General features: G+C 62.6%; 12 protein-coding genes and 1 pseudogene. 5 read left to right on the forward strand and 8 right to left on the reverse strand.

Features of this window, described 5'->3' with window-relative positions; all coding sequences use genetic code 11:
- Nucleotides 1-13: 13 nt before the first annotated feature.
- Together urtE and X738_RS86220 are read left to right on the forward strand one after the other, a co-directional pair.
- A complete protein-coding gene (urtE, locus tag X738_RS66915; RefSeq protein WP_023801155.1) occupies nucleotides 14-709 on the forward strand; it encodes an urea ABC transporter ATP-binding subunit UrtE in 696 nt (231 codons plus the stop codon).
- Nucleotides 710-1,159: 450 nt separating this feature from the next.
- Nucleotides 1,160-1,336 (forward strand): hypothetical protein, encoded by a 177-nt coding sequence (locus X738_RS86220; RefSeq protein WP_023801157.1) that lies wholly within the window; start codon nucleotides 1,160-1,162, stop codon nucleotides 1,334-1,336.
- 31 nt (nucleotides 1,337-1,367) lie between these two features.
- Here the strand turns inward: X738_RS86220 and X738_RS66920 are convergent, their stop codons facing one another.
- From X738_RS66920 to X738_RS66945, 6 genes and pseudogenes are all read right to left on the reverse strand, one after another.
- Nucleotides 1,368-2,174 (reverse strand): DUF72 domain-containing protein, encoded by an 807-nt coding sequence (locus X738_RS66920; protein WP_023801158.1) that lies wholly within the window; start codon nucleotides 2,172-2,174, stop codon nucleotides 1,368-1,370.
- A 201-nt stretch (nucleotides 2,175-2,375) separates the two neighbouring features.
- A pseudogene (locus X738_RS66925) lies at nucleotides 2,376-5,373 on the reverse strand (excinuclease ABC subunit UvrA).
- 777 nt (nucleotides 5,374-6,150) lie between these two features.
- On the reverse strand, nucleotides 6,151-6,387 hold the full coding sequence (locus X738_RS66930; protein WP_306454974.1) for a hypothetical protein: 237 nt from the start codon (nucleotides 6,385-6,387) through the stop codon (nucleotides 6,151-6,153).
- Between the two features lie 91 nt (nucleotides 6,388-6,478).
- Complete coding sequence (locus X738_RS66935; protein ID WP_023801159.1) at nucleotides 6,479-7,084, reverse strand: ATP-dependent Clp protease proteolytic subunit; 606 nt, start codon at nucleotides 7,082-7,084, stop codon at nucleotides 6,479-6,481.
- Nucleotides 7,085-7,106: 22 nt separating this feature from the next.
- Complete coding sequence (locus X738_RS66940) at nucleotides 7,107-7,589, reverse strand: SRPBCC family protein (RefSeq protein WP_023801160.1); 483 nt, start codon at nucleotides 7,587-7,589, stop codon at nucleotides 7,107-7,109.
- The gene (locus tag X738_RS66945) at nucleotides 7,586-7,900 is read right to left on the reverse strand and encodes an ArsR/SmtB family transcription factor (protein ID WP_023801161.1); all 315 of its coding nucleotides are present in this window, start codon (nucleotides 7,898-7,900) and stop codon (nucleotides 7,586-7,588) included. The genes X738_RS66940 and X738_RS66945 overlap by 4 nt, the downstream gene beginning before the upstream one ends.
- 236 nt (nucleotides 7,901-8,136) lie before the next feature.
- Here X738_RS66945 and X738_RS66950 point away from each other — a divergent pair, with 236 nt between their 5' ends.
- Nucleotides 8,137-8,652, forward strand: coding sequence for a single-stranded DNA-binding protein (locus tag X738_RS66950; protein ID WP_023801162.1), 516 nt, complete (start codon nucleotides 8,137-8,139; stop codon nucleotides 8,650-8,652).
- A gap of 132 nt (nucleotides 8,653-8,784) precedes the next feature.
- Nucleotides 8,785-9,210, forward strand: coding sequence for an OsmC family protein (locus X738_RS66955; protein WP_023801163.1), 426 nt, complete (start codon nucleotides 8,785-8,787; stop codon nucleotides 9,208-9,210).
- Nucleotides 9,211-9,289: 79 nt separating this feature from the next.
- Here the strand turns inward: X738_RS66955 and X738_RS66960 are convergent, their stop codons facing one another.
- Both X738_RS66960 and X738_RS66965 read right to left on the reverse strand, forming a co-directional pair.
- A complete protein-coding gene (locus X738_RS66960) occupies nucleotides 9,290-9,919 on the reverse strand; it encodes a MarC family protein (RefSeq protein ID WP_023801164.1) in 630 nt (209 codons plus the stop codon).
- A gap of 78 nt (nucleotides 9,920-9,997) precedes the next feature.
- Complete coding sequence (locus tag X738_RS66965; protein ID WP_023801165.1) at nucleotides 9,998-10,534, reverse strand: hypothetical protein; 537 nt, start codon at nucleotides 10,532-10,534, stop codon at nucleotides 9,998-10,000.
- A gap of 86 nt (nucleotides 10,535-10,620) precedes the next feature.
- On the opposite strand from X738_RS66965, the gene X738_RS66970 reads away from it, so the two are divergent.
- Nucleotides 10,621-11,562, forward strand: coding sequence for an AraC family transcriptional regulator (locus X738_RS66970; protein WP_023801166.1), 942 nt, complete (start codon nucleotides 10,621-10,623; stop codon nucleotides 11,560-11,562).
- The last annotated feature ends 78 nt before the right edge of the window (nucleotides 11,563-11,640 follow it).

Here is an 11,640-nt window from a genome sequence, read left to right on the forward strand (position 1 = left end):
GAAGGCGCTGACCATGCTCGAAGTCTCCAACGCCACGCTGCACTACGGCGCCGCCCAGGCGTTGCGTGGCGTCTCGCTGAAGGCCGGCGCCGGCAAGATCACCTGCGTGCTCGGCCGCAACGGCGTCGGCAAAACCAGTTTGATGAGATCGATCGTCGGCCACCACCGGCTGACGAGCGGAAGCGTTGCCTTCGAGGGGAAGGCGCTCGACCGGAGCGCGGCGTATGATCGCGCCCGGTCGGGCATCGCATTCGTGCCGCAGGGCAGGGAGATCTTCCCGCTGCTCACAGTGCGGGAAAACCTCGAATCGGGCTTTGCGCCATTGAAGCGCGCCGACCGCAACATTCCCGGCCACGTCTTCGAATTGTTCCCGGTGCTGAAGCAGATGCTCGCGCGCCGCGGCGGCGACCTTTCCGGCGGCCAGCAGCAGCAGCTTGCCATTGGCAGGGCACTGGTGATGCGGCCGAAACTGCTGGTGCTCGACGAGCCGACCGAAGGCATCCAGCCGTCGATCATCAAGGATATCGGCCGCGCCATCCGCTATCTGCGCGACCAGGCCGATATCGCCGTGCTGCTGGTCGAACAGTATCTCGATTTCTGCCGGGAACTGGCCGACGAGGTCAACATCATGGACCGCGGCCTGATCGTCCACACCGGCCCGGCCGAGGATCTCGACCGGGCGGATGTGAGGAAATTTCTTACGGTGTAGGGTTCATCCCGTCGTCATCCTGGGGCGAAGCAAGGAGCAAAGCGACGCGGCGCAGACCCCAGGATCCATGCCGTGCAGTCAGCCAAAGAGTGCAGCGGTCAAGAACAGAAGCCGTTTTCCAGCGTACAGTATCCTGGATTCTGCCCCGTGGCGACGCTCTGAAGTTACGGCATGGATCCTTGGGTCTTCGCTCCGCTTCGCGTCGCTGCGCCCAAGGATGACGAAGTCGCGAGATCTGCTCAGTTTTTCTTCAACGACACCGTGTGCAACTCTGGCGCGCTGAAGATTGCGTGCTAGGCTTTACTTGGCCTTGTTGAGTCGGCCGCTTTCCGTATCAGTCACGTCGACAGATCAGGCGCAGGCTCAGCCGGCACGTTCCGTGCAAGCAGCCCCTTCCTGCGATCTGATCGTTGTTCAAACGCATTTGGGGCACTTGGGCCAGGGCAGCCGATGGAACGTTACGTCGAGGACCACCACAAACGACGGCTTACCGAGCGCGTCGACATCATGACCGCCGTCGATATTCTGAAATCGCAAGGATACGACCACGACGAACTGATCGCGGAGCTCACCAAGGTGTTCTTCGTCGATCTCGATGCCTACAACGAAGTCGTGGTTGCGGCATGACCGAAGGGGTGGACGCGATGTGCCGCCAACGTCAGCCTGTGACGCGGTTCATCAGCGCCATGGCGCCGAACGGCGCGCGGGCCTTGCCTTCGGTGATGAAGTAGACGAACACATCACGCGGTTTGAGCGGCGCTTCGGTTGAGGGATCGGCACGCGGCAGGTCGGCCGGCGCCTTGCCCTGGGCCCAGGTCTTTGCCCGCGCCGCCCATTCGTCGAGCGTCTTTGGCGTGTAGCAGTCGGGATTGTCGTCGCTGCCGGTCTGCAGCCGGGCATAGATGAAATCGCCGGTGACGTCGGCTATTGCTGGATATTTGGCGTGGTCGGCATAGACGATCGCGACCTTGTATTGGCGCGCCAGGGCGGCGAATTCCGGCACGACGAAGCTGTCGTTGCGCACCTCGACCGCATGGCGCAGCGCAACGCCGTCCTGCTTCTCAGGCAACAGCTTGAGGAAAGCCTCGAAATCGTCCGGGTCGAATTTTTTGGTTGGCGCGAACTGCCACAGGATCGGCCCGAGCTTGTCGCCGAGCGCGGCGACGCCCGAACCCAGGAAACGCGTCATCGACTCGCCGGCTTCACCGAGCACGCGGCGGTTGGTGACGAAACGGTTGCCCTTCAGCGAATAGACAAAACCGTCCGGCGCTTCGTTTGCCCATTTGACGAAGGTCGGCTCCTTGAAACTCGAATAGTAGGTGCCGTTGACCTCGATGCTTGGCACCTGCCGGGTTGCATAGTGCAGTTGCTTCGCCTTGGACAACTTGTCCGGGTAGAAAGACTTGTCCCAGGGCTCGAAGGTCCAGCCGCCCATGCCGGCGCGGATTTTTCCAGATTGAGTCATGGTCGTCCTCCCGAGTTGAAATGGATCAGACCGTAGCGAGCGTCTCGACAGCTTTAGCCATGTCGACAAGCGTCAGCCGGTGCGGATTGGGCGTAGGGCGCAAAGACGGCTTGCGTCAGCCGGACGACAGCATCAGGATCACCGGCAAGCGCTCTTCTGATCTTCATTTGAAGGTTCTTCCAAACGCCAGCCAGTCTTCACTCACTCCGCCGCTTCGCGCTTGCCTCCGGGGCGCCGCTCCAAAAGTTCCCTGAGGAACTGGCCGGTGTAGCTGCGTTTTTCGCGGACGATATCCTCCGGCGTGCCTGAGGCCACCAACTCGCCGCCGCCGTCGCCGCCCTCGGGACCGAGGTCGAGCACCCAGTCTGCGGTTTTAATCACCTCGAGATTGTGCTCGATGACGACCACCGTGTTGCCCTGGTCGACCAGCTCGTGCAGCACTTCCAAGAGCTTGGCGACGTCGTGGAAATGCAGGCCGGTGGTCGGCTCGTCGAGGATGTAGAGCGTCTTGCCGGTCGCCTTGCGCGACAGTTCCTTGGCCAGCTTGATGCGCTGCGCCTCGCCGCCCGACAAAGTCGTCGCCTGCTGGCCGACATGGATGTAGCCGAGGCCGACCTGCTTCAGCGTCTCCAGCTTGTCGCGCACGCCGGGCACGGCGGCGAAGAAATCGACGCCTTCCTCGACCGTCATGTCGAGCACGTCGGCAATCGACTTGCCCTTGAACAGGACGTCGAGCGTCTCTCTGTTGTAGCGCTTACCGTGGCAGACGTCGCAGGTGACATAGACGTCGGGCAAAAAGTGCATCTCGATCTTGATGACGCCGTCGCCCTGGCAGGCCTCGCAGCGGCCGCCCTTGACGTTGAACGAGAAGCGGCCTGGCTGATAGCCGCGCGCCTTGGACTCCGGCAGCCCGGCGAACCAGTCGCGGATCGGCGTGAAGGCGCCGGTATAGGTGGCGGGATTGGAGCGCGGCGTCCGCCCTATAGGCGACTGGTCGATATCGATGACCTTGTCGAGGAATTCGAGGCCCTCGATGCGGTCGTGCTCGGCCGGGTGCTCGCGCGAACCCATGATGCGGCGCGACGCTGCCTTGAACAAGGTCTCGATCAGGAAGGTCGACTTGCCGCCGCCGGAGACGCCGGTGACGGCGGTGAAGGTGCCGAGCGGGATTTCGGCGGTAACATTCTTCAGATTGTTGCCGCGCGCGCCGACGATCTTCAGGCGCCGGTTCTTCTTGGCCTCGCGCCGCACCGCCGGCGTCGCCACTTCGAGCTCGCCGGACAGATATTTGCCGGTGATCGAGGCGGGGCTGGCCATGATCTGCTGCGGCGTTCCCTGCGCGATGATGTGGCCGCCGTGGATGCCGGCGGCCGGGCCGATATCGACGACATAGTCGGCATGCAGGATGGCGTCCTCGTCATGCTCGACGACGATCACCGTGTTGCCGATGTCGCGCAAATGCTTCAGCGTGTCGAGCAGGCGCGCATTGTCGCGCTGGTGCAGGCCGATCGACGGCTCGTCCAGCACATAGAGCACGCCGGTGAGGCCGGAGCCGATCTGCGAGGCCAGCCGANTGCAGGCCGATCGACGGCTCGTCCAGCACATAGAGCACGCCGGTGAGGCCGGAGCCGATCTGCGAGGCCAGCCGAATGCGCTGGCTCTCGCCGCCCGACAGCGTGCCGGAATTGCGCGACAGCGTCAGGTAGTCGAGCCCGACATCGTTGAGGAAGCGCAGCCGCTCGCGGATTTCCTTGAGCACGCGCACCGCGATCTCGTTCTGCTTGTCGGTGAGTGCGGCGGGCAGCTCGGTGAACCATTGGTCGGCCTTGCGGATCGAAAGCTCGGTGACCTCGCCGATGTGCTTGCCGGCAATCTTCACCGCCAGCGCTTCCGGCTTCAGCCGGTAGCCGCGGCAGGCCGGGCAAGGCGTGGCCGACATGAAGCGCTCGATCTCCTCGCGCATCCAGGCGGATTCGGTTTCCTTCCACCGCCGTTCGAGATTGGGGATCACGCCTTCGAAGGTCTTTGTCGTCTGGTAGGAGCGCAGCCCGTCATCGTACTGGAAAGTGACCTCGCGCTCGCCGGTGCCGTGCAGGATGGCTTGCTTTGCCTCATCGCTCAGGTCGCGGAACTTGTCGCCGAGCTTGAAGCCATAAGCCTTGCCCAGCGCCTCGAGCGTCTGCACGTAATAGGGCGAGGTCGATTTCGCCCATGGGCTGACGGCGCCGGCGCGCAGCGACAGATTGTCGTCGGGCACGATCAGGCTGGCGTCGATGGCGCGCTGGCTGCCGAGGCCGTCGCAGGTCGGGCAGGCGCCGAACGGGTTGTTGAAGGAGAACAGCCTGGGCTCGATTTCGGGAATGGTGAAGCCGGACACCGGGCAGGCGAATTTTTCAGAGAACAGGATGCGCTCATGCGTCTCGTTCTTCGACTTGTTGACCGAATCCTCGCCGGTCTGGCTGGCGTCGAGCGGCCGGTCGGCGAATTCGGCCACCGCCAGCCCGTCGGCGAGCTTCAGCGCGGTCTCGATGGAATCGGCAAGCCGCGTCGCCAGATCGCCGCGCACGACGATGCGGTCGACGACGACGTCGAGGTCATGCTTGTACTTCTTGTCCAGCGCCGGCACGTCGGCGATTTCGTAAAAGACACCGTCGACCTTGACGCGCTGAAAACCGTTTTTCTGCAGCTCCAGCAGTTCCTTGCGGTATTCGCCTTTGCGGCCTCGCACCATCGGCGCCAGGATGAACAGACGCGTGCCTTCCTCGACCGCCAGCACGCGGTCGACCATCTGCGACACCGTCTGGCTCTCGATCGGCAGGCCGGTGGCCGGCGAATAGGGGATGCCGACGCGCGCGAACAGCAGCCGCATGTAGTCGTAGATCTCGGTGACGGTGCCAACCGTCGAGCGCGGGTTCTTCGACGTGGTCTTCTGCTCGATGGAGATGGCCGGCGACAAGCCGTCGATCTGGTCGACATCAGGCTTCTGCATCATTTCGAGGAACTGCCGCGCATAGGCCGACAGGCTCTCGACGTAGCGGCGCTGGCCCTCGGCATAGATGGTGTCGAAGGCGAGCGACGACTTGCCTGACCCCGACAGCCCGGTCATGACGATCAGGCTGTCACGCGGCAGGTCGAGATCGACATTCTTCAGATTGTGTTCGCGCGCCCCGCGAATGGAAAGATATTTATGGTCGGCCATCGCCGGTCGCCGCCTCAGATCTGGAATCTCGTGGGATGGCGGGTTGTCCCGGCCATCCCCTATGTAGGTAATTTCGCCACCGTTTCGAGAGAACTCTCGACCAAGCCTTTAACCGTCTTTCGCGCGGGCGAGCAAGCGGAAAGAACAAAGGCCGAACACGCTCCTGACAAATGCGTTCATGTAATCCACAGCCGACGTCGCGCTGCTCAAAACGGATGCAAAGTTCCGATTCGCCACACAAGCGATCACGTTTTTGGTAAATCGGCTATCCAACTGTTGACGTCTCGGACTCAGGGGGGCAGACTCCAAACGTCAACCGAAGCCGACCGTCTTTCGATGGCCTCGCTGCCCCAAGGCGGCCTGCGAGACGCCGCAGGCTTTGCGATATGCGCTTCGGACGACACCAGTCGCAATGGACAGAAAAGGAGAGCAAAGGAATGACTCCACCGGACAGTCCCTTGAGGCTCCACGTGTCGCTGGAGCCGCGGCAGGCATAAGTGCCAGGGCTAGGCGTTTTGCGCCGCCCGACAAACCGTGACCTGCCGATCCCATTAAAATCAGAGACTACTAGTCGGATCGTCGGCTGAATGCCGCGAAGCATCCGAAATCAAAAGCCGGCAGTGTACTCCCGGCAAGTTTGGATTTCAGATCCAAAAAAGCCCCGACCGTTTGCGGAAGCAGCGGCGGGGCTGTTCGTTTCAGAGCCGCAGCGATGAAGGCCGATGGAGGTGTCCTATCACCGGGGGGCCTTCATCGAGCCCGCGCCGACATCGAAGGTTATGCTGCCGGAAATCCTGACATCGGTATCGCCGATCTTGAACTGGCCGTTGCTGGACACGGCCTCGTCGGGTTCGGCACCGGCTTGGCGATGCGATAGTCGTTGGTCACACCGGGCAGCGTGCCGTTCTGCGAAGGCGGTGAACTGTCTTCGGCGAACGCCGCGCCGGAGGTCATCGCCGCGACGGCGATACCGATAATCAGCCGGTTCAAGCAAATGCGTGAGATCTCAGACATCGGCGGACTGTATCGCCGCACTCTGGCCGAAGCCAGACCGGTGGCGATCAAACTGGCCGAACGGCTTGGCGGCTTTCGCTCTTTGGCGCTTTCAAGCCGCCTGTTTGCGCGTGTCAAAAACATGGTCGACAAGGCCCCATGTCTTTGCCTCCGCGGCGGTCATGAAATGATCGCGGTCGAGCGTGCGTTCGACTTCTTCGAACGTGCGACCACAGTGGTGCGCGTAAAGCTCGGTCATGCGCCGCTTGGTCCTGAGGATGCCTTGGGCGTGGCGCTGGATATCGGAGGCCTGGCCCTGGAAACCGCCTGACGGCTGGTGCAGCAGGATGCTGGCGTTGGGCAGCGCGATGCGTCGCCCCGGTGTGCCGGCCATCAGCAGGAACGAGGCCATCGAGGCGGCAAAGCCCATGCAGACGGTGGATACCGGACTGCTTATATACTGCATCGTGTCGTAGATGGCGAAACCGCTGGTCACCACGCCGCCCGGCGAATTGATGTAGAGGGAAATCTCCTTATCGGGATTGTCGGATTCCAGCGACAGGAGTTGGGCACAGACCAGCGCCGACACATTGTCGTCGATCGGACCGTTGATGAAGACGATGCGCTCGCGCAGCAGCCGCGAAAAAATGTCGAAGGCGCGTTCGCCGCGGCTCGACTGCTCGATCACCATCGGCACCAGATTGGCAAAACCGCTCATCGCTTTTTCTCCGTTGTGCTGCTCAGGCCGCGCGCAGGGAGAGGCGAGGCGTGTTTGCGGCTATGGTCTGTCTGGGGCTGTGTGCGTTGAGCGAAAGCCTGCAACCGGCGCCGGCAATTGCAGGCGTGGCTACTCGCGCAAATCCGTTGTGGACGATGTGCAGATGGGTGCCGCCCGACACAGTGCGGTCGAGCGTGAAGGTGACGATACTGTCCAGCGGCCTGGTGAGCGGATCCGCTATATTGCCAGGCGCCGGCCGCTCCCGCCAGGAGTAACGCAGCAGGCGTTCGGGCTCGGCGTCCAGGATTTCGCACTCGATCGGTGCATCCGGCCTGGCAAAGGCAAAGCGGCCGCCGATCTCCGGCTTGATGTCGTTCGGCATCATCCAGGCCGCGAGCAGGTCCGGCACAGTGAGCGCCCGCCACACTTTTTCCGGCGGCTCTGGAAGCTCGCACTCGAACTCGATTGAATCTGCGGTCATGTCTGAATGCTGTTTTGCCGTCATTGGTCCATATCCTTCAAAACCGCCTTGAGCCGTTCGATACGCTCGGGCCAGAACGCACGGTAGCGCTCGATCCAGCCGAGCAGTGGGTCAAGCCCTTGCGGATCGGCGCGATAATAGGCGTTGCGGCCGGCTCGCCGCTCGGCCACCAGGCCGGCGCCGCGCAGCACTGCGAGATGCTGCGACACGGCCGGTTGCGACACGCTCAGGCCGCTGCGCAGTTCCGATACCGTCATCTCGCCGGCGGCGAGCCGTTCGTAGACGGCGCGGCGCGTCGGGTCGGCAAGCGCTCGAAAAATCTCGGCTTCGATCATGCCGGAAGCATAAGTCTACGCTTATTGAATTGGCAAGCAGTCTTTTCGCGCCCATATGGAACGGTACGGCGGAACCCATCGATTGCTGACATTCCTTGACAAAACGGATTGATGGTTATAGAACGAAAAGAGAACAAAAACCTTGTGGGAAAAGCCAGCCACGGCAGGCGGGGAATGTCCGCAGTCTATAAGGTGAGAGCGAGAAAATTTGTTTCGGATGAGCGCGGAGAAGTATCATGGCGGGTAGCGTCAACAAGGTCATTCTGGTGGGCAATCTCGGAGCGGACCCGGAAATCCGCCGTTTGAATTCGGGTGAGCCGGTCGTCAATATCCGCGTCGCCACGTCGGAAAGCTGGCGCGACAAGACTTCCGGCGAGCGCAAGGAAAAGACCGAGTGGCACAATGTCGTGATCTTCAACGAGCAACTCGCCAAGGTCGCCGAGCAGTATCTGAAGAAGGGTGCCAAGGTTTATGTCGAGGGCCAGTTGCAGACGCGCAAATGGCAGGACCAGACCGGCAATGACCGCTACACGACCGAAATCGTGCTGCAGAAATTCCGTGGGGAACTGCAGATGCTCGACGCACGCGGGCAGGGCGAGGGCGGTCAGGTCGGCAGCTATGCCGGTGGCGGCAGCAGCCGCGGTTCCGATTTCGGCCAGTCCGGCCCGGGCGAGAGTCTCAATCGCGGCGGCGGCGGCAACAAGGGTGGCGGCGGTTCGTCGCGCGAACTCGACGACGAAATTCCGTTCTGATCGCTTGGAGCGAGCGGCTCTGCGCGAGCTGACAGCCAGCTATTTGAGGCCACGCATTGGCGTCCCGAAAATCTGTCTTGGATTTTCGGGACGTTGTGCGTTTGAGCGGTGTGCGGTGAAAGGACGTATCAGGTGAAAGCACGGGTCAAATGGGTCGAGGAGCGCACTTTCGTCGGCGAGTCCGGCAGCGGTCACAAGGTGGTGCTGGGAACCGCGTTCGGACCGGACGGCAAGACGCCGGGGCCGAGCCCGATGGAACTGGTGCTGCTCGGCACTGGCGGCTGCTCGGCCTATGATGTCGTCCACATTCTCGAAAAGGGCCGCGAGGCGGTCGAAGACTGCGTGGTTGAACTCGACGCCGACCGGGCGGAGAAGGAGCCGCGGGTGTTCACCCGCATCCATATGCATTTCATCGTCAAGGGCCGCGCGCTTTCGCATGACAAGGTCAGGCGGGCGATCGACCTGTCGATCGAAAAATACTGCTCGGCCTCGGCAATGATGGCCAAGACCGCCGAGATCACCCACGACTTCGAAGTTATTGATACGACGGCGAAGTAGGATAGCGTCCAGTGGCGTTGCGCGAGATGGACAACGAAAATGACGGCCTCGGCAATCAAGCGCGAGGCGGCTTTCATTTTCATGCCGCCATCAGCGCCTTGACGCCGTCGGCGACGAACTGCACGGCAAGCGCCGCCAGGATGACACCGAGCAGCCGGGTCAGGATCGAGCGGCCGGTCTGGCCAAGGATGCGGTCGATGCGTTCGGCCAGCACGAACACCAGATAGGTGATGACAAGGCAGATCGCGATGATGCCGACAAGGGCTGCCTGCGCGCCCAAACCTGGAAACGAGCCGGACAGCAGGACTGTCGCTGAAATTGCGCCCGGACCGGCGATCAGCGGGATCGCCAGCGGAAAGGCGGCGATGTTGTGGATCATGTCCTTGGTGATGGCGACGTCGCCGATCTTCTCCTTGCGGTCCTGCCGGCGCTCGAACACCATTTCGAAGGCGATGAAGAACAGCAGGAACCCGCCGGCGACGCGGAACGCCGGCAGCGTGATGCCGAACACCGACAGGATCGATGCGCCGGCGATTGCAAACAGCGCCATCACCAGGAAAGCGATGATCGAGGCACGCACGGAAACCTGGTTACGCTCCTCGCGGTTCATGCCGCGCGTCACGGCGAGGAAGAGCGGCGCCAGGCCAGGCGGGTCGATGGTCACCAGAATGGTGACGAAGGCGTTGAACAGGCTGTCGAAGCTCGGCATCTCTGACCCTCCCCGCCGGGCGGTGCCCGAGACCCCAGCATTGGTAGAGCAAAGCGGCGTCAGGGGGAACCGTGCAGGTCAGGCGCTGGCGACGCGCCGCGCCAGGAACTCGACTTCGAGCCGCCAGGTCGCGCCATCGTCCTGAGAGCGTTCCCCTAGCCAGCGGAACGAATTTTCGGTGATCCGAGAAAAGCTCCAGCGCACCGAGGCGCCGGTGCCGTCGGCGCCTTGCTGGACGATGGTGTCGCCCTCGGCGCGGCCGAGCTGGCGGCTGTAATACTGGGTGCGCGGATCGCTCCAGATGATATGCCAGGCGTCGACGCCGGGGTCATAGACGCGCAGTGTCGTGCCATAAAAGGTCCATTTGCCGAGCGAGCTCTGTGCGCCACTGTTCCGCACGGGCAAGATCCATACGTCCTGGATCGCGCGGCCCTCGAGCACCCAGCCGAAATGCACCTCGCCGCGTCCGGTCAGCACCTGGCCGTCTTCGAGATGGCGCGTGGCATCGAACGTCCAGGCGCCGACGAAGCGGCCGTAAAGGTTCAGTTTTTCGGCAAGGCCTGCGGCTGGCCCGTCACTGTGCAGGGCTTCGGCAAAGGAGGATGAATTGAACATGGTTTTCTGCTCACATTGTCAGGAGACCGGGAAGAATAGGCCCTGGCAGTCTTCTTGCGCTTGGGAAAAATTGCTATCTTTCGGCCATGACGACGAGCGTGCATACACTGGCGTCCGGAAAAGGCTGGCGGGTGTCGGATGTGGTCTGCACTGCCGGCGTCGCTGATCGCCCGTTCGAGGAAGAGCATCGCACCTTCTGTGTCGCGGTGGTGACCAACGGCACCTTCCGCTACCGCGCACGCCAAGGCACGGCGATGCTGACGCCGGGCGCAATTCTGCTCGGCAACCCCCGCACTTGCTACGAGTGTGGGCACGAGCATGGCGCCGGCGACCGCTGCATGTCCTATCATTTCAGCCCGGCCTATATGGAACAGATCGTCGCCGACACGCCGGGCGCGAAGAAGCTGGCCTTCGAGACGCCGCTTCTGCCGCCCTTGCCGACGCTGGCACGGCTGCTGGCCGAGGCGGAAGCCGCGCGCGAAATGGCCGAGATCGAGGCGTTCGAGGAACTCGGACTGCGGATTGCCGGCGCAGCCGTCGCCTCCGGTCTCACGCCCGCTGCCCGGTCACCGAGCCGCCGCGATCAGAAACGCGTCGCGGAGGCGGTGCGGCGCATCGAAAAGGATGCCGAAAGCCCGGTCTCGCTCGCCGAGCTTGCAAGCGAAACGGCGACCAGTCCTTACCATTTCCTGCGCAGCTTCCGGCATGTCGCGGGCATGACGCCGTACCAGTTCGTGCTGAAAACCCGGCTGCACAGGGCGGCGGTGCGGCTGCGCATGTCGGACGAGGCGATCTCGACGATCGCCTTCGAAGCCGGGTTCAACGATTTGTCGACCTTCAACCGCCGTTTCCGCCGCGTGATGGGGGAGGCGCCCGGTGCCTACCGGCTCCGGCGGCGAGGCGATAAATTGCCGAACGCATCCGTGGTTCCGGCTTGTGAAGCAAAAAATCGGCCTGCCAATGAGCTTTGCCCCGGCGGCCACGAAAGCGCCTCGGCCATATCGTCGCAATCAGTGATATCCTTTTGAAATCACCACAAAAACCGACACTGGAAAACTGCCGCGGACGTTGGAGTTTCGCCCCGGCTTCCTATATAAGCACCGAGT

The sequence above is a fragment of the Mesorhizobium sp. L48C026A00 genome (assembly GCF_000502375.1).
GTDB lineage: Bacteria > Pseudomonadota > Alphaproteobacteria > Rhizobiales > Rhizobiaceae > Mesorhizobium > Mesorhizobium muleiense.

Coding starts and splice junctions, on each gene's coding strand:
- X738_RS66945 (WP_023801161.1), bottom strand. CDS start 7,900: ATGATCGAAGCCGAGATTTTTCGAGCGCTTGCCGACCCGACGCGCCGC.
- X738_RS66930 (WP_306454974.1), bottom strand. CDS start 6,387: ATGTCTGAGATCTCACGCATTTGCTTGAACCGGCTGATTATCGGTATC.
- X738_RS66920 (WP_023801158.1), bottom strand. CDS start 2,174: ATGACTCAATCTGGAAAAATCCGCGCCGGCATGGGCGGCTGGACCTTC.
- X738_RS66965 (WP_023801165.1), bottom strand. CDS start 10,534: ATGTTCAATTCATCCTCCTTTGCCGAAGCCCTGCACAGTGACGGGCCA.
- X738_RS66970 (WP_023801166.1), top strand. CDS start 10,621: ATGACGACGAGCGTGCATACACTGGCGTCCGGAAAAGGCTGGCGGGTG.
- urtE (WP_023801155.1), top strand. CDS start 14: ATGCTCGAAGTCTCCAACGCCACGCTGCACTACGGCGCCGCCCAGGCG.
- X738_RS66950 (WP_023801162.1), top strand. CDS start 8,137: ATGGCGGGTAGCGTCAACAAGGTCATTCTGGTGGGCAATCTCGGAGCG.
- X738_RS66935 (WP_023801159.1), bottom strand. CDS start 7,084: ATGAGCGGTTTTGCCAATCTGGTGCCGATGGTGATCGAGCAGTCGAGC.
- X738_RS66960 (WP_023801164.1), bottom strand. CDS start 9,919: ATGCCGAGCTTCGACAGCCTGTTCAACGCCTTCGTCACCATTCTGGTG.
- X738_RS86220 (WP_023801157.1), top strand. CDS start 1,160: ATGGAACGTTACGTCGAGGACCACCACAAACGACGGCTTACCGAGCGC.
- X738_RS66940 (WP_023801160.1), bottom strand. CDS start 7,589: ATGACGGCAAAACAGCATTCAGACATGACCGCAGATTCAATCGAGTTC.